This is a genomic window from Mycobacterium sp. (genome assembly GCF_044370595.1).
Lineage (GTDB): Bacteria > Actinomycetota > Actinomycetes > Mycobacteriales > Mycobacteriaceae > Mycobacterium.
On record NZ_JBILVF010000030.1, the window covers coordinates 1 to 16690 of the forward strand.

The window sequence follows — 16690 nt, forward strand, 5'->3', positions numbered from 1 at the left end:
GAGCGTGGTGGCCTGGGCGGCGACGTTGTGGCTTCGCCCCGTCATCACCAGGTCGCGGTAGGCCGCGGCATGTTCGGCCAACCGGGCGGCGACGGCCACACCGTGGGCGTGCACGAGCAGCAATGACTGGCGGATCTGCAGTTGTTCGACGTTTTCGGTCAGGTCCCGGCTGGTCATGCCCTTGTGCACCTGCTCATGGCCGGCGAGGGAGTTGAACTCCTCGATGCGGGCCTTGACGTCGTGGCGCAGCACCCGCTCGCGGGCCGCAATGGAGCTCAGGTCCACCTGCTCGAGCACGCGTTCGTAGTCGGCCAGCGCCGCCTCGGGGACGTCGACTCCGAGTTCGCGCTGGGCGCGCAGCACGGCCAGCCACAACCGCCGCTCGGCGATGATCTTGGCCTCGGGGGACCAGATCGCAACCATGTCGGCACTGGCGTAGCGGCTGGCCAGGACGTTCGGAACGGTCACGAGCAGAGAGCTTACGGTTCGGCCTGCGCCTACAGTTTGTCCCGTGCACTACGTCGGAGTCGACCTGGCCTGGGGCCAGCGCAGCCCGACCGGTGTCGCCGTCCTGGATGCGACGGGGTCGCTGTGCCACGTGGGCGTGGCCGGTGGCGACGACGACGTTCTCACCCAGCTGCGGCCCTACGTCACCGGCGAATGCGTGGTGGCCATCGACGCCCCCCTGGTGGTGACCAATCCCAGCGGCAACCGGCCCTGTGAAGCCGCCCTCAACCGCGACTTTCGCCGTTTCGACGCCGGGGCACACCCGGCCAACACCGGCTTGGCCTGGTTCGCCGACGGTGGTCGCGGGGGCCGCCTGTGCGCCGAACTACGCCTGGACCTCGATCCCTGCTCGACGGCCGGCCGCCGCGCTTTCGAGGTATACCCGCACGCGGCCAGCGTGGCGCTGTTCGGCCTTGACAAGACGCTGAAGTACAAGCAGAAACCCGGACGCGACTTCCGCGCTCTGCAGTCGGAATTGTTGCGGCTCATGGGATTTCTTGAGGACCTGCGATCGGCCACTCCTAGCCTTCAGCTCGCCGGCCCAGCCTGGGACACGCTGAAGGACACCGTCCGGACCGCCACCGGCAAAGCGCAGCTGCGACGCGCAGAGGATCCGGTCGATGCGGTGCTGTGCGCCTACATCGCCCGCTATGCGCACGCACGGCCGGCGGACATCACGGTCTACGGCGACATCGCCACCGGGTGCATCGTCACCCCGGCGCTGCGGTGAACTACGTCCAGGCTTTGGAGGTGGAGGTCAGTTCGCTGAGCTGGTGCAGGAACCGCCGCACGGTGGCCGCGTTGCCGGGACGCTGCCAGCCGAACGTGGTGGGTCGCTGCGCCCGGTCATGCCAGAAGTGGCCGGGTTTGGACGCTGGACGGGTGGCCACCAGCCAGACCACGGTGTCGGCACCGTCAGCCAAGTCGCGCAGCAGCGGCTTGGTGATCACCCGGAACCGCGGCAGGTACTCAGCCACGCCGGGGGTGTCCACCCAGCCGGGGTGCATGCTTTCGACCTTGATGCCGGTGCGCGCCACACGGTGCGCCCAGGCATCGGCCAGCACCACCTGCATGCGTTTGGTACGCGCGTAGGTTCGGACCCCGTTGTAGTCCTGGGTGGACTCGAGATCGTCGATCACCAACGGGGTGCTGTACATGCCCCCGGAGGAAACAAACACCACCGACGCACCGCGGGCGGCCCGCAGCAGCGGCAGCAACCGCTCGGTCATCAGGTGCGGCCCCAGGATGTGGGTGGCGAACTGCAGTTCATGACCTTGCGGGGTGACCATGCGTTCCTTGGGCATCAGGCCGGCGTTGTGCACCAGGCCATCCAGGGCGGGAACCCGGTTAGAGAAGTCGGTGGTCCAGTTCGCCACCGCCTCGAGGTCGGAGACGTCACACACCTCGCCAACGACATCTGCGCCGGGCACCTCCTCTCCGATGGCGGCGACGCAGCCGCTGACCTTGTCGGGATTGCGGCCGAGCAGATGGACGGTGGCACCGAGCCTGGCAAAGGAGCGGGCCATTTCCAGACCGATTCCGGCGGTGGCGCCGGTGACGACGACCCGCTTGCCCACCATGGCGTCCGGTGCGGGGTCAGCCGGCCACCAACGGCGACGCAGTCCGGAGCCAATCCGCGTGTAACCGAGCACTAGTGTGCGGTCCATCGCGCCGTCGAGGATCCCGGTTACCGGTCGGGTGACATCAGCCAGACCCATGTCAGATTTGTTGGTCGATAGGCGCCAGCACGTCAATCACACCAACCAGAGTGGCACGAACGCTCTCCCGCGGCCCATCCTGGTCATCCACCAGGGCCGAAACCACCGCTCCGTCTACCGAGTACAGCAGCGCCGTCATCATGTCCGGCCGGGCCCGGCGGCCTGAGCGGGCCATGGCCTCACCCACCGCGTCCACCCGCTGCTTGAGCAGTCGGCGCTCGACACCGCGCATCGCCGGGTGACGGGCACAGGCGATGTAGCGCTCGTAGCGGGAGATCAGCTGCTCTCGATCCGGTTCGCTGGCGAGCAGATCGACGAGGAGATCTGCAGCGGCTTCAGCACCGCGGCGCCGACGCGGCAGTGCCTTGACCCGATCCCGTAACTGGGCGACCTCCGTTGTCCCGAGGTATTCGACGGCCGTCTCGATCAACTCCTCCAGGGATGAGAAGTAGTAGGTGGTCGATGCCAACGGCAGACCGGCGCGCTCAGCGACCGCCCGGTGGGTGACTGCGTCGAATCCGCCCTGGCACAACAACTCAGCGGCCGCGCACACTAGGGCGGACCGCCGTCGCTCTCCCTTCGGCGTCACCGCTGCGGTCATCCTGGCCATGCTGCCAGTCGCAGGCCGGACCGGATTGCGGATTGCCCGAACAAGTGACCCTGTTCTTCCGGGGTGACACCATGTTGTCGTGCCCGACACCTCTCGCCGAGCGGCTCTGCGTCTGGGTGGCGCGGCGGTCGGTGTCGCGGCGTTCGGCGCGCTGACCAAGTCGCCCGCAGTGCGGGCCGACCCGCCGACGCCCACCCCGAACACAATGATCAAGGGAAGCTTCATCTCCGCCGCGCGCGGCGGCATCCCGACCAATTGGGCGATCGCCCGCCCGCCGGGCGCGAACCGTCTACTGCGACCGGTGATCGCCCTGCACGGCAAGGGCAGCAGCGCGGCCACGGTGATGGGCGGCGGCGTCGAGCAGGGTCTGGCCGAGGCGGCCGCGGCGGGCCTGCCGCCATTGGCGGTGGTCGCCGTCGACGGCGGCGGCAGCTATTGGCACCGCCGCGCCTCCGGGGAGGACGCGGGTGCGATGGTCACCGATGAGCTCATCCCGATGCTGGCCCGGCAGGGCCTGGACACCGCGCGGGTGGGCTTCCTGGGCTGGTCGATGGGCGGTTACGGCGCACTGCTGCTCGGCGCGCGACTCGGTCGGGCCCGCACTGCTGCGATCTGCGCGGTGAGCCCGGCCCTGTGGCTCTCCCCGGGTGCAGCAGCCCCCGGAGCGTTCGACAGTCCGCAGGACTTCGCCGCCAACACCGTTTTCGGCCTGCCGGCGCTGGGGTCGATCCCGCTGCGTGTCGATTGCGGAGATGACGACCCGTTCGCCGCCGCCACCAAGGCATTCATCGCGCAGCTACCCAGCCCACCGGCGGGCGGCTTTTCCCCGGGTGGGCATGACGCCCGTTTCTGGAGTTCGCAACTGCCCGGTCAGATCGCCTGGTTGGCGCCGCTGCTCACCGCGTGATCAAACCGCACGAGATCAAACCGCACGAGATCAAACCGCACGAGATCAAACCGGGGGATCAAACGACGTTCACCCAATCCAGGAAGGCCGCGGCGTAGTCGAGGTCACCGTCGATGCGGACGTCGCGGTCCCGCCAATCCGCCCGTTGGGTAGCCCATTCCGGGAACTCCGCTGCAACAGCGGTGATCCGGCAAGCCCCCGACTCCCCCGGCGCCGCGACACCGGCTCCGGCGGCCGTCACGGACCACGATCCGCCGCCGGGTCCGCTCAGCGTGATCGACAGCGGAAGGTCAAACCCGGCCGACTTGGCGGCCGCCAGTTGGTTGGACAGCACTGCCATCATCCATTCCACCACCGCGGCCATCCGATTCGCATCTACCCCGGGGACCTGGCGACCCAACGCCGGGGCGATGTCATGGGTCAGATGGGTATGGTGGTCGAAGACCAATGCGCTGGGCAGCAGCCCCATCGGGAAGCGGCCCAAATCACCCATCGGTAACCGCACCCGGGCCAGCGGTGACCCGGCCATCACAGGGATTGATACCCCAAAAACTCTGCTCCACCTGCGGTATTCGCCTAACACCTGCGTGGGTGTTCGATCGCGCCGGGCGTCGACCAACTGATCGTTGGCCCGCTCGACGGCCTCGGCCCGCATGATCGTGAACATCGCTGGGCTGAACATGGCGTGGCAGCCCGCCCCCATGTGAGCCACCACATCGGTGATGCTCCAGCCTTCCGCACGGCTGTCCATCCGCCAGTCCGCCGGGCCCAATGACGAACAGAAGTTCAGCACGTCCGCGCGCTGCGCCCGGAAGGCTGCGCGGCGCTCGATCACTGGCGGGCCCGAAAGCCGTTCGATCACAATGCGATCCGGCCACCGGCGGCGGCCAAAGCGATATCGGTGCGGAAATGACTGCCCGGCAGGCCGATCCCCGCCAACCGGCGATAGGCAGCGTCGCGAGCCGCATCCAGATCCGCCCCGGTGCCGACCACCGATAGCACCCGCCCGCCAGCCGAAACAACCGTCCCGTCGCTACGGCGGGCGGTGCCGGCCTGCAGTATTCCGTCACCATCTGCACCGGTGATCACATCACCCACGCGTGGGCTGCCCGGGTAGTTGTGCGCAGCAAGCACGACCGTCACGGCGTAGCCGTCCTGCCATTGCAACGGCGGGAAGTCCGCCAGCGCCCCCGTGGCGGTCGCGTACAGCAACGCCCCCAGTGGCGATTCCAGCAGAGCCAGCACCGCCTGGGTTTCCGGATCGCCGAAACGGCAATTGAACTCGACGACGGCGGGCCCGTCCCGGGTGATGGCCAGGCCCGCATAGAGCAGCCCGGAGAACGGGCAGCCGCGGCGCACCATTTCCGCGGCGACGGGTTCGACGACGTCACGCACGATGGCGCCTCGTTGCGTCTCGGGCAGCCAAGGCAGCGGTGCGTAAGCGCCCATACCGCCGGTGTTGGGACCGGTGTCCCCGTCGCCGACGCGTTTGAAGTCTTGCGCGGGAAGCAAGGGCACCACGGTCGTCCCGTCGACCAGACAGAACAGCGAGACCTCGGGACCGTCCAGAAAAGATTCCAGCAGCACCGGATTTCCCGACTCCAACACCTCCGCGGCGTGCGCCCGGGCGGCAGCGCGGTCGGCACTGACGACCACACCCTTGCCGGCGGCCAGTCCGTCGTCCTTGACGACCCATGCCCGTTGCCCGGCGGGCGGTCCGAATCTGTCGAGGGCAGCGTCCAGATCGGCGGCGTCGTCGATGGTCTCGCTGGCTGCGGTGCGCACCCCGGCGGCGGCCATCACATCTTTGGCGAAGGCCTTGGAACCTTCGATGCGTGCGGCGTCCTGCGACGGCCCGAAGCAGGCGATCCCGGCGGCGCGCACCGCGTCGGCCGCTCCACGGACCAGGGGCACCTCGGGTCCTATCACGACCAGGTCGGCAGCGACACGAACGGCCAGTGCGCGGACCTCCTCGGGTGAGGTGACGTCCACCTCGTAGTGAGTGGCCACTGCGGCGGTCCCCGCGTTGCCGGGGGCGACCGCCAGGAAGTCGACGGCCGGGTCCCGACGCAACCCGAGCAACAGGGCGTGTTCGCGGGCACCGGATCCGATCACAAGGACGCGCACGATGTCACACCCTAAGGCGTGGCCGCAGCCACATGCCGACGAACCTCCGCGGCGGGGCAGCGATCAGACCGAGTTATTCGCCCGCCGGGCGATCACCTTCTCCACCACGGTGTTGAACGTCGAGCCCAGAGGAAAACCGACGTAGTGGGTGATGAAGACGGCCATTTCCCGCAACTCGGCTTCGGTCATCTCCTGGTTTCCCAGGGCGGCGTTGACTTGAATCTCGGCAAGATCGGGCAGTCCCAGCGCGGTCACCACCGACAAGGTGATCAGCCTTTTGTCGCGCATGGACAGCCCCGGCCTGCTCCAGATGTCGGCGAAAAGGTGGTCGACGGTCAGCGCGAAGTAGTCCCCGGGCAGGTCCGGCATCTCCCAGCCGTAGACCTCTTTCATCTTGTCCAGACCCTTGCGGCGCAGTTCGTCCATGCTCTAGTCCTCTCCGTGCGGAACACCCAGCCCGGCCGCCAGGGTGCGCAGCGCAATCTGTGCCAGCGGTAGATCGACATCCACTGAATCGCCGAGTGCCAGAGCTAGTTTCAGGTCCTTCTCACCAAGGCCGCGGGTGTGGGTGAAAGTGTCATGCAGCCAGTGCCCCGGTTCGATCTCGTGCATGGTGTCGCGGATCATGATGGCACCCGCTCCCCCGGTGAGCGAGTCGGTGTGGCGCACCACCCGGCCGAGGGCCTGCAGATCGATACCCGCCCCCTCGGCGAGTCGCATGGCCTCACAGGCGGCGGCGAAGGAGGTGAAGGTGAGCATGTTGCGGGCCAATTTCATCCGCGTTCCGGCACCTGGTTGGCCGGCGTGGATCACCAGTGATGCCCACTGCTTGAAGACCGGTTTGACGCGGTCGTACACCTCGCGGGATGCACCCACCATGACGGCCAGTTCGCCCTTGTCGGCCGCTGCGGCCCCACCGCTGACCGGGGCGTCGATGACAGCAATGCCCTGCGGGGCAATGTGATCGGCCAGTTCGGCGGCGGTGGTGTCGGCGATGGTGGAGTGGATCGCGATGACGGTTCCCGGCGAAGCGTGTCGTGCCAGTTCGGCAACCACCTCGCGTACCTGGGCGTCGTCGAGCACCGTGACGCTGATCAGGCCGGCGGCGGCGACGTCGGCCACGGCGGCCGCGACGGTGGCACCGGACTCGGCGAAGGGCACTGCGGCCTCACTGCGCACGTCGTGGACCACCAGTCCACCGGGCCAACCCACCAGTCGGCGGGCCATCGGCGCGCCCATGCTGCCGAGTCCGATGTATCCGAGAAGGGGCTGCGTCATCGGATGATCTGTCCCCCATCGACATTGAAGACCTGCCCGGTGATCCACCGGGCTTCGTCGGACAGCAGGAAAAGGCACATCCCGACCAGGTCCTCGGGCTGCCCCATCCGACTCAGCGGGATACGCGAAACGATATCGGCGACGATCTGCTGCGGGGTGGTGGTGCGATTGGCTTCGGTGTCGATCGGCCCCGGCGCGAGGGCATTGATCCGGATGTTCTGCCAGCCCAGTTCCCGCGACAGTTGCTGGGTCAGGCTGTTGATCCCGGCTTTGGCCAGCCCGTAGTAGTTGGAGTACAGCCAGGCGGCGGTCGAAGACTGGTTGACGATCGCGCCGCCGCCCCGCTCGGCCATCTTCTTGTAGACCGCGCGGGTGCAGATCAGCGCGCCGTCGAGATTGACGCTCATGAACTTCTTGTAGTAATTCCAGTCGACGGTGAGCAGCATGTCCAACTTCATCCCACCGAAGATGGCGGCGTTGTTCACCAGATAGTCGATGCCGCCGAACTCAGCCGTCGTGCGGTCGGCCATCGCGGCTGCGGAATCGGGGTCGGAGACGTCGACCCCGACGGCGATCGCGCTGCCGCCGTCGGCGGTGATGCCGGCGGCCACCTGGTGGGCCCCGTCGGTGTTGATATCGGCCACCACCACGGCCGCGCCCGCCCGGGCGAGTGCTTCGGCGTAGGCCTGGCCGATGCCACCGCCCGCACCGGTCACGATCGCCACCTTGTCAGTGAATTGCATGTCCCTCCTTTGCCAAGACTGCGCCCCACTCATACCGCGGTGGCGATCGCCTTGATTTCCAGGTACTCCTCGAACCCGGCGAGGCCCATCTCCCGGCCGACGCCGGACTGTTTGTACCCCCCGAAGGGAACGTCCGCGGAATACCACACCCCGCCGTTGACGTTGACGGTGCCGACCCGCAGGCGGGAGGCCACCTTTTGCGCGCGTTCGGGGTCGGCGCTGAACACCGTCCCGGACAGTCCGTAGGGCGAGTCGTTGGCGATCCGCACGGCGTCGTCGTCCCCGTCGTGGGCGATGATGGTCAGGACCGGCCCGAAGATCTCCTCCCGGGCGACCCGGGCATCATTGGTGAGGCCGGTAATCACCGTGGGTTCGATGAAGAAGCCGCGATCACGATCGGACGGGCGCCCGCCACCGCAGGCAAACGATCCGCCTTCGGCTACCGCCAGATCCAGGTAAGACTGAATCCGGTCGCGTTGGCGCGCCGAAATCACTGGGCCGCAGATGGTTCCGGGTTTGTTCGGGTCACCCGGTTTGAGACCCACCATGGTGGCGGCGGCCGCAGCTGCCGCCTCGTCATAGCGGGCCCGCGGTACCAGCAGGCGGGTGGTGATCGCGCATCCCTGTCCCGCGTGCATCGACGCGGTGAACGCCGCCATCGAGCAGGCGGGGGACAGATCGGCGTCGTCGAGAACGAGAAACGCCGATTTGCCGCCAAGTTCGAGGAACACCTTCTTGATCGTCGGGGCGCCGGCGGCCATCACCGCACGGCCGGTTGTGGTGGACCCCGTGAACGACACCATGTCCACGCGCGGGTCGCTGGTGAGCATCGCGCCGACCTCATGGTCATCGGAGGTGACGATGTTGAGCACTCCCGGCGGGAAGTCGGTGTGCTCGGCAATCAGTTCGCCGAGAATCGCCGCGCACCAGGGGGTGTCCGGCGCAGGTTTGAGCACCACGGTATTCCCGGCCGCCAATGCCGGTCCGATCTTGGCGAGGTTGATCTGGTGCGGGAAGTTCCACGGGGTGATGGCTCCGACGACGCCGATCGGCTCGCGAACAAGGGTGCGCCGAGTCTTGATGCCCATCGGGGAGGCGACGCCGAGATCGGTTCGCCACGAGTAATTCTCAGCGGTGTCTGCAGAAAACAACAGATCGTCCACCGGGCCCTCCAGTTGGGCTGCGGCGGTCAGCATCCGGGGTGCACCGACCTCGGCGATGGTGATCTCACGCAGTTCCTCGATGTGCCCGCGCATGGCATCGCGGAGTTGACGGATGCACCGCACGCGCAGGCCGGTGTCTGTGGACCAATCGCCCCCGTCGAAGGCGCGGCGGGCCGCCCCGATGGCAAGGTCCATATCGGCGAGGTTGGCGTTGGCGGCGGTGCCGAGCACCTCCTCGGTGGCCGGGTTGATGTTGGGATAGCGCCCGGCACGGCCGGAAACGAGGTGTCCGTCGATGAACAGATCGCTGCTGCGTCCGGCTGCTATCGCCATCGCGACTCCCGCCCTGAACTCTGTGGACACCTGTCCGATTGCCGTCCGAACAGACACTATCGGCAGTCTCCGCGTGGGTGCAAGGTCGGCATCAGTGTCCGTGCCCTTAGGTGCTCATTCCTCGCCTGCGCTTGCGTCGGCGCAGCACCCTTCACTACGTTGGACACGTGTCCAGGGAAGCCGTGGTGACCGCCGCTCACGACGGGCGCCGGCCGCGGCAGGAGGAGACCTTCCGCAAGTTGGTGCTCGCAGCTCTGGACACCCTGCGCGCGTCGTCATACGCCGACCTGACGGTGCGGGCGGTCGCAGCCCGCGCCAACGTGGCCCCCGCGACGGCCTACACCTACTTCTCGTCGAAAAATCATCTGATTGCCGAGGTGTACCTGGACTTGGTTCGCCAGGTGCCCTTCTTCACCGACGTCAACGACACCCGTCTGAGCCGGGTGCAGCAGGTCTTGCGCAGCCTGGCACTGGTCGTCGCCGACGAACCGGAGGTCGCGGCGGCCTGCACCACCGCTCTGCTGAGCAATGACAACGCGGTCCGGCCGGTCCGTGACCGCATCGGCGCGGAGATCCACAAGCGGATCAAGTCCGCACTGGGCCCGTCCGCGCTGGGCCCGTCCGCGCTGGGCCCGCAGGGCGACGCACGGACGGTCGCCGCCCTCGAGATGAGTTACTTCGGGGCGTTGGTGCACGCCGGCAGTGGTGCATTCACCTATCGGCAGATCGCGGACCGGCTTGGCTACGTGGTGGGCCTGATCCTGGGAGGCGACGATGGATGAGGTCGCTCCTGTCCTGGACCCGTATGACTATCAGTTCCACGAGGATCCCTATCCGTACTACCGGCGGCTTCGCGATGAAGCACCGCTGTACCGCAACGACGATCTGAATTTTTGGGCACTCACCCGGCACGCGGACGTCCTCGCCGGATTCCGCAACAGCACCGCCCTGTCGAACAGCCTCGGTGTCTCACTCGACCCGATCTCCCGCACACCCGAGGCCTACCGGACGATGTCGTTTTTGGCGATGGACGACCCGGGGCACCTTCGACTGCGGACCCTGGTGTCGAAAGGGTTCACGCCCCGCCGGATCCGCGAGTTGGAGTCGCGGGTTCTTCAGCTCACCCGCGAGCATCTCGATAACGCTTTGGAGAACGACTCCTTCGACTACATCACCGAATTCGCCGGCAGGCTGCCGATGGACGTCATCTCGGAGTTGGTGGGGGTGCCGCACCAGGACCGCCACCAGTTGCGCGCACTGGCCGACACGGTCATGCACCGCGAGGACGGCGTCACCGACGTCCCGCAGGCGGCTCTGGTGGCGGCGATGGAGTTGTTGACCTACTACGCCGACATGGTGCGGCAGCGGCGGCGAAACCCCACCGACGATCTCACCGGTGCGCTGCTGGAGGCGGACATCGACGGCGACAAACTGGCCGACGACGAGATCATGGCCTTCCTCTTCCTGATGGTGGTCGCCGGTAATGAGACCACCACCAAACTGCTGGGCAATGCCATGTATTGGGCGGGCGTCAATCCCGACCAACTCAACGGCGTGCTTGCCGATCATGGACGCATCCCGCTGTGGGTGGAGGAGACCCTGCGTTACGACACCTCAAGTCAGATCCTGGCCCGCGTTATCGCCGAAGAGATCGAGTTCCACGGCACGACACTGCAACCCGGTGACACGCTGCTGCTGATGCCCGGCTCCGCCCACCGCGACGAGCGAGTCTTCGACGATCCCGATGAGTTCCGCATCGGCCGCGACATCGGCTCCAAACTTCTCAGCTTCGGCAGCGGTGCGCATTTCTGCCTCGGCGCGCACCTGGCCCGGATGGAAGCCCGGGTCGCACTGACCGAACTGCTCACCCGCATCAGCGGCTTCGAGGTGGACACCTCCGCCGCGGTACGGGTGCACTCCAGCAGCGTGCGCGGATTCGCCCATCTCCCGATCACTGTCACGAAAGCCTGATCGCCGATGCCCCGTTTCGATCCGCATCCGGCCCGCCGGCCCACCCTCATTGCCGGCGCCTCGTCGGGAATCGGTGCGGCCACCGCGGCCGAACTGGCTGCGCGCGGCTTCCCCGTCGCCCTGGGCGCACGCCGGGTGGACAAGTGCGAAGAACTGGCCGCCCGGATCCGCGCAGACGGGGGTGAGGCGGTGGCGCTGCCACTGGACGTCACCGACCCTGATTCGGTCCGGCAGTTCGTGCACCGTGCCACCGAGGAACTCGGCGACATCGAAGTCCTGGTGGCCGGCGCCGGGGACACGTTCTTCGGCCGGATCTACGAGACCGAGACCGAGGAGTTCGAAGCGCAGATGCAGATCCATCTGATCGGGGCTAACCGGTTGGCCACCGCGGTGCTGCCGGGGATGGTTCAGCGCCAGCGCGGTGATGTCATCTTCGTCGGCTCCGACGTCGCACTACGCCAGCGTCCCCACATGGGCGCCTACGGCGCCGCCAAAGCGGGGTTGTTAGCGATGGTGACCAACCTGCAGATGGAACTTGAGGGAACCGGTGTGCGCGCCTCGGTCGTCCACCCCGGACCGACTCAGACCGCGATGGGCTGGAGCCTGCCGCCGGAGACCATCGCGCCGGCCCTGGAGGACTGGGCGAAGTGGGGTCAGGCCCGCCATTCGTTCTTCCTGCGCGCCGCCGATCTGGCCCGCGCCATCGCCTTCGTCACGGAGACGCCACGGGGCGGATTCGTCGTGTCGATGGAACTGCAACCCGAGGCGCCACTGTCCGACGCGCCGAAGGAACGTCAGCAACTGCGATACCCGGAGGCGCCGTGACCGCTCTCAACGAAGTCCAGCGGGTCTCCGGCGGCGATGACGAACACGGTCACCTCGAGGAGTTCCGCACCGACCCGATCGGACTGATGACACGGCTGCGTACTGAGTGCGGCGACGTGGGTTACTTCCAGTTGGCCGGCAAGAAGGTCATTCTCCTGACCGGCGCTCAGGTCAACGAATTCTTCTTCCGCGCCGCCGATGAGGATCTCGACCAGGCAAAGGCATACCCGTTCATGACGCCGATCTTCGGCCAGGGTGTGGTGTTCGACGCCAGCCCGGAACGACGCAAGGAGATGCTGCACAACTCGGCCCTGCGCGGCGACCACATGAAAAGCCACGCCACCACCATTGAACGCGAGGTCCGGCGGATGATCGCCGACTGGGGCGACACCGGCGAGATCGACCTGCTGGACTTCTTCGGCGAACTGACTATCTACACCTCGACGGCCTGCCTGATCGGGCGCAAGTTCCGGGAGCAACTCGACTCCCGCTTCGCCGAGTACTACCACCTGCTCGAGCGCGGAACAGACCCACTCTGCTACGTCGACCCATACCTACCGATCGAAAGCTTCCGCATCCGCGACGAGGCGCGCGCACAATTGGTCGAACTGGTGCAGGGGATCATGAATCAGCGAATCGCCAACCCACCCGACGACAAAGCCAGGCGCGACATGCTCGATGTGTTGGTGTCCATCAACGACGATGAGGGCAATCTGCGGTTCTCCGCCGACGAGGTCACCGGCATGTTCATTTCGCTGATGTTCGCCGGCCATCACACCAGCAGCGGGACATCGGCGTGGACGCTGATCGAATTGATGCGCCACCCCGACATCTACAACGCGGTGAGGGCCGAACTCGACGATCTCTACGCCGACGGCCAGGAGGTGAGTTTTCATGCGCTGCGCCAGATCCCGAATCTGGAGAACGTCATCAAGGAGACGCTGCGACTGCACCCGCCGCTGATCATCCTGATGCGGGTGGCCCAGGGGGAATTCGAGGTGCAGGGCCACCCGATCCACAAAGGCGACTTCGTCGCGGCATCCCCCGCGGTGTCCAACCGGATCGCCGAGGACTTCCCCGACCCCGAGGCGTTCGACCCGGATCGCTACAACAAGCCCCGCGAGGAGGACGTGCTGCACCGCTGGACCTGGATCCCGTTCGGGGCAGGTCGTCATCGGTGCGTCGGCGCGGCGTTCGGCACCATGCAGATCAAGGCGATCTTCTCAGTGTTGCTGCGGGAGTACGACTTCGAGATGGCACAGCCGCCGGAGAGTTACCGCAACGACCACTCCAAGATGGTCGTCCAACTCGCCCGACCGGCCACCGTCCGCTATCGCCGGCGCAGCACGTAGGGATCACAACATGGGCAGCTATCGGATCACCGTCGATGTGGACCTTTGTCAGGGCCATGCCATGTGTGAGCTGGAAGCCCCCGATTTCTTCCGGGTCCCCAAGCGCGGCACCGTGGAGATCCTTGACACCGAGCCACCCGAGGACGCGCGGGCCGAGATCGAGCGCGCCGTCGAAAGCTGCCCCACCCGAGCACTTTTGGTTACAGAGAAGGAGAACTGATGGCCGCCCTGACCCGCGATCAGCTAGAGGACTTCGTAGAGCGGTGGCTGGAGACCAACCGTCAGGCGGAGCGTAACGGCGACTGGACCCCGCTGGCGCAGTTCTACGCCGAGGACGCCACCTACGGCTGGAACATCGGGCCCAAAGAAGACGTGATGTGCGTCGGGAAGAACGAGATACGCGAGATCGCCCTGGGTCTGGAGATGGCCGGCCTGCAGGGCTGGACCTACCCCTACCAGAGGGTGGTCATCGACGAGAAGACCGGCGAGGTCGTCGGCTTCTGGAAGCAGGTGGCCACCGATGCCGACGGAACCAGCAAGGAGATCTACGGGATCGGCGGCAGTTGGTTCCGGCTCAACGACACCGAAGGCACAGCTCTCATCGAGTGGCAGCGCGACTTCTTCGACTTCGGCCACGTTCAGAAGCTGTATCTGGAACTGATGAAGGTGGGAAAACTGTCCACCGGCATGCAGGAACGCATCCAGCGGAGCCTGGCCGGTGAGAAGCTGCCGGGCTACTACCCGCTGGGGCAGGCGCCGGTACCCATCTGGTGACTTGACACCCGTCAGGTCATAGGATGGCCTGGCGTGACGGAGAACACGTTCTAGATCGGCTCACATCGTCAGCGGAGGTTTGCAGTGAAGACAAAAGGCGCCCTCATCCGGGAGTTCAACCAGCCGTGGACGATCGAGGAGATCGAGATCGGCGACCCTGCGCCGGGCGAGGTCAAGGTCCAGATGGAAGCCTCCGGCATGTGTCACTCCGACCACCACCTGGTGACCGGCGGCATCCCGATGCTCGGCTTTCCTGTTCTGGGCGGCCATGAGGGCGCGGGCATCGTCACCGAGGTCGGCGAAGGTGTGGAGGGCGTAGCCGTCGGCGACCACGTCGTGATGTCGTTCATCCCGTCCTGCGGCAAATGCCCGTCATGTCAGGCCGGCCTGCGCAACCTCTGCGACCTCGGGGCAGGTCTGCTCGGCGGCGTCGCCATCGCCGACGGCACCCACCGGATCCACACCACCGACGGTAAGCCGGTGTTCCCGATGACCCTGCTCGGTACCTTCTCCCCGTACATGGTGGTGCACGAATCCTCAGTAGTGCCAATCGATCCGTCGATCCCCTTCGAGGTGGCCTGCCTGGTCGGCTGCGGCGTCACAACTGGTTGGGGCTCGGCCACGCACACCGCTCAGATCACGCCCGGCGAAGACGTCGCCATCGTCGGCGTCGGCGGAGTCGGCATGGCGGCCCTCCAGGGCGCGGTGACCTCCGGCGCCCGCAACGTCTTCGTCATCGAACCGGTGGAGTGGAAGCGTGACGCCGCACTGAAGTTCGGCGCGACCCACGTCTACGAGGACTTCAACACGGCGTTGATGGGCATCGCAGAGGTCACCCAGGGCCTGATGGCCAAGAAGGTCATCGTGACCGTCGGCGAGCTGGACGGCGCCGACGTGGAGAACTACATGATGATCACCTCCAAGGCCGGCACCTGCGTGATGACTGCCATCGGCTCCATGACCGACACCAACGTCACCCTTAACCTGGCGATGCTGACCCTCATGCAGAAAACCATCAAGGGCACCATCTTCGGCGGCGGCAACCCTTACTACGACATACCCCTGCTGCTGTCGATGTACAAGGCCGGCAGGCTCAACCTGGACGACATGATCACCCGGCAGTACAAGCTGGAGCAGATCAACGACGGCTATCGGGACATGTTGGAGGGCCGCAACATCCGTGGTGTCATCCGCTACAGCGACGAAGACCGGTAAGCGTGACTGAGCAGTCGCTGACCCCCGCCATGGCCGCCTCGCGGGCGTCTTGGCGATGCGTTCAGTCCCACGACCGTGAGGGCTGGCTGGGGTTGATGGCCGAGGACATCGTCATCGAGGACCCGATCGGCAAGGCCATCACCAATCCGGACGGTAACGGGGTGCGCGGCAAAGAGGCCGCGGCGGTGTTCTATGACACCAACATCGCCAAGAACAGCCTCACGGTCACCTGTGAAGAGACCTTCCCGTCCAGTTCCCCCAATGAGATCGCCTACATCCTTTCGCTGCGAAGTGAATTCGAGGGTGGGTTCACCAGCACGGTCCGCGGGGTGTTCTGCTACCGGGTGAATGACGACGGGTTGATCACCAACCTGCGCGGCTACTGGAACATGGATGCCATGCAGTTCGGTAAGGCCTGATTCGGCCGGTGGCTTACCAACCGCTGGCCGCAGCGCCGTCGGGCTGTCCGGTTCAGCCTCGCAGGAGTCCGTTGCCGAAGCGCTGATCGACCTGTGCGAGAACGAGTTCGGCGCCGTCAGTGCGCTGATCAACTGCGCGGGGATCGCTGAACCGGCTAGGTCGTCCATCCTCAGCATCACCCGCGCGGAGTTCAACGAACTGCTCGACGTCCACCTCGGCACGGTTTTCGCGACTTGCCGCGCGGCGGCCCCGCGGATGGTCGCCGCCGGGGGCGGCTCGATCGTCAACACGAGTTCCTTTGCCTTCCTGGGGGACTACGGCGGCACCGGCTACCCGGCCGGCAAAGGGGCGGTCAATGGGCTCACCATGGCCCTGGCCGCCGAACTTCGGGAACACAAGGTGCGCGTCAATGCGGTCTGCCCGGGCGCCAAAACCAGGCTGTCCTCCGGCGCGGACTACGAACAGCACATCGACACCCTCCGCCGGCGCGGCATCCTCGATGACATCAGTGCTGCCGCCGCGCTGGAACCGGCCGCCCCGCAGTACGCCGCTCCGATCTACGCCTACCTGGCCACCGATTCATCGCAGCACATTTCCGGCGAAACATTCATCGCCGCAGGAGGTTTCATCGGCCGGTTCGGCCGTCCGTCGCCGGCTGTCCTCGGCTTTCGCGACCATCGCAGTGCCCCACCGTGGTCGGTGGGCGAGATCGGCCGGATGCTGGCCGCGGATAAGCCCTAAGCTGGC

Annotated in this window: 19 protein-coding genes and 1 pseudogene; 11 read left to right on the forward strand and 9 right to left on the reverse strand. The window is 66.5% G+C overall.

Features of this window, described 5'->3' with window-relative positions; genetic code table 11:
* Window positions 1-468: lyase family protein (locus tag ADBZ5N_RS06515; protein ID WP_526256674.1), on the reverse strand; the 468-nt coding region annotated here is incomplete at its 3' end.
* A gap of 43 nt (window positions 469-511) precedes the next feature.
* Between ADBZ5N_RS06515 and ADBZ5N_RS06520 the strand changes: the two genes are divergently transcribed.
* The gene (locus ADBZ5N_RS06520) at window positions 512-1237 is read left to right on the forward strand and encodes a DUF429 domain-containing protein (protein ID WP_526256675.1); all 726 of its coding nucleotides are present in this window, start codon (window positions 512-514) and stop codon (window positions 1235-1237) included.
* A gap of 1 nt (window position 1238) precedes the next feature.
* Here the strand turns inward: ADBZ5N_RS06520 and ADBZ5N_RS06525 are convergent, their stop codons facing one another.
* Together ADBZ5N_RS06525 and ADBZ5N_RS06530 are read right to left on the reverse strand one after the other, a co-directional pair.
* Window positions 1239-2225 (reverse strand): SDR family NAD(P)-dependent oxidoreductase, encoded by a 987-nt coding sequence (locus ADBZ5N_RS06525; protein WP_526256676.1) that lies wholly within the window; start codon window positions 2223-2225, stop codon window positions 1239-1241.
* 1 nt (window position 2226) lies between these two features.
* Window positions 2227-2835: a TetR/AcrR family transcriptional regulator gene (locus ADBZ5N_RS06530; RefSeq protein ID WP_526256677.1), complete on the reverse strand. Its 609-nt coding sequence runs from the start codon at window positions 2833-2835 to the stop codon at window positions 2227-2229.
* Between the two features lie 79 nt (window positions 2836-2914).
* Between ADBZ5N_RS06530 and ADBZ5N_RS06535 the strand changes: the two genes are divergently transcribed.
* Window positions 2915-3742 carry an alpha/beta hydrolase gene (locus tag ADBZ5N_RS06535; protein WP_526256678.1) on the forward strand — a complete coding sequence of 276 codons (828 nt, stop codon included), beginning with the start codon at window positions 2915-2917 and terminating at the stop codon, window positions 3740-3742.
* Window positions 3743-3800: 58 nt separating this feature from the next.
* Here the strand turns inward: ADBZ5N_RS06535 and ADBZ5N_RS06540 are convergent, their stop codons facing one another.
* The 6 genes and pseudogenes from ADBZ5N_RS06540 to ADBZ5N_RS06565 all read right to left on the reverse strand — a co-directional run bounded on the left by ADBZ5N_RS06540 (window position 3801) and on the right by ADBZ5N_RS06565 (window position 9386).
* Entirely contained in the window at window positions 3801-4604 is an 804-nt protein-coding gene (locus ADBZ5N_RS06540; RefSeq protein ID WP_526256679.1) for a maleylpyruvate isomerase N-terminal domain-containing protein, read from the reverse strand.
* On the reverse strand, window positions 4601-5869 hold the full coding sequence (gene purD / locus ADBZ5N_RS06545; RefSeq protein WP_526256680.1) for a phosphoribosylamine--glycine ligase: 1269 nt from the start codon (window positions 5867-5869) through the stop codon (window positions 4601-4603). The genes ADBZ5N_RS06540 and purD overlap by 4 nt, the downstream gene beginning before the upstream one ends.
* A gap of 81 nt (window positions 5870-5950) precedes the next feature.
* Window positions 5951-6295 (reverse strand): annotated as a pseudogene (locus tag ADBZ5N_RS06550) (carboxymuconolactone decarboxylase family protein); the annotation flags it as partial.
* Between the two features lie 3 nt (window positions 6296-6298).
* Entirely contained in the window at window positions 6299-7147 is an 849-nt protein-coding gene (locus tag ADBZ5N_RS06555) for an NAD(P)-dependent oxidoreductase (protein WP_526256681.1), read from the reverse strand.
* The gene (locus ADBZ5N_RS06560; protein WP_526256682.1) at window positions 7144-7890 is read right to left on the reverse strand and encodes an SDR family oxidoreductase; all 747 of its coding nucleotides are present in this window, start codon (window positions 7888-7890) and stop codon (window positions 7144-7146) included. The genes ADBZ5N_RS06555 and ADBZ5N_RS06560 overlap by 4 nt, the downstream gene beginning before the upstream one ends.
* A gap of 29 nt (window positions 7891-7919) precedes the next feature.
* Window positions 7920-9386 carry an aldehyde dehydrogenase gene (locus tag ADBZ5N_RS06565; RefSeq protein ID WP_526256683.1) on the reverse strand — a complete coding sequence of 489 codons (1467 nt, stop codon included), beginning with the start codon at window positions 9384-9386 and terminating at the stop codon, window positions 7920-7922.
* Window positions 9387-9553: 167 nt separating this feature from the next.
* Between ADBZ5N_RS06565 and ADBZ5N_RS06570 the strand changes: the two genes are divergently transcribed.
* The 9 genes from ADBZ5N_RS06570 (at window position 9554) to ADBZ5N_RS06610 (ending at window position 16684) form a co-directional block, all read left to right on the forward strand.
* A complete protein-coding gene (locus tag ADBZ5N_RS06570) occupies window positions 9554-10168 on the forward strand; it encodes a TetR family transcriptional regulator (RefSeq protein ID WP_526256684.1) in 615 nt (204 codons plus the stop codon).
* Window positions 10161-11357, forward strand: coding sequence for a cytochrome P450 (locus ADBZ5N_RS06575; protein WP_526256685.1), 1197 nt, complete (start codon window positions 10161-10163; stop codon window positions 11355-11357). Before ADBZ5N_RS06570 ends, ADBZ5N_RS06575 begins: the two co-directional genes overlap by 8 nt.
* Window positions 11358-11363: 6 nt before the next feature.
* Window positions 11364-12182 (forward strand): SDR family oxidoreductase, encoded by an 819-nt coding sequence (locus ADBZ5N_RS06580; protein WP_526256686.1) that lies wholly within the window; start codon window positions 11364-11366, stop codon window positions 12180-12182.
* Entirely contained in the window at window positions 12179-13534 is a 1356-nt protein-coding gene (gene cyp51, locus ADBZ5N_RS06585) for a lanosterol 14-alpha demethylase (protein ID WP_526256687.1), read from the forward strand. The genes ADBZ5N_RS06580 and cyp51 overlap by 4 nt, the downstream gene beginning before the upstream one ends.
* Before the next feature lie 10 nt (window positions 13535-13544).
* The gene (locus tag ADBZ5N_RS06590; RefSeq protein WP_526256688.1) at window positions 13545-13754 is read left to right on the forward strand and encodes a ferredoxin; all 210 of its coding nucleotides are present in this window, start codon (window positions 13545-13547) and stop codon (window positions 13752-13754) included.
* Window positions 13754-14308 (forward strand): nuclear transport factor 2-like protein, encoded by a 555-nt coding sequence (locus tag ADBZ5N_RS06595; protein WP_526256689.1) that lies wholly within the window; start codon window positions 13754-13756, stop codon window positions 14306-14308. Before ADBZ5N_RS06590 ends, ADBZ5N_RS06595 begins: the two co-directional genes overlap by 1 nt.
* An 84-nt stretch (window positions 14309-14392) precedes the next feature.
* Entirely contained in the window at window positions 14393-15523 is a 1131-nt protein-coding gene (locus ADBZ5N_RS06600) for an NDMA-dependent alcohol dehydrogenase (RefSeq protein WP_526256690.1), read from the forward strand.
* 29 nt (window positions 15524-15552) lie between these two features.
* Window positions 15553-15942, forward strand: a complete 390-nt coding sequence (locus ADBZ5N_RS06605; RefSeq protein ID WP_526256709.1) for a nuclear transport factor 2 family protein — start codon at window positions 15553-15555, stop codon at window positions 15940-15942.
* The gene (locus tag ADBZ5N_RS06610) at window positions 15917-16684 is read left to right on the forward strand and encodes an SDR family NAD(P)-dependent oxidoreductase (RefSeq protein WP_526256691.1); all 768 of its coding nucleotides are present in this window, start codon (window positions 15917-15919) and stop codon (window positions 16682-16684) included. The genes ADBZ5N_RS06605 and ADBZ5N_RS06610 overlap by 26 nt, the downstream gene beginning before the upstream one ends.
* Window positions 16685-16690 lie beyond the last annotated feature (6 nt).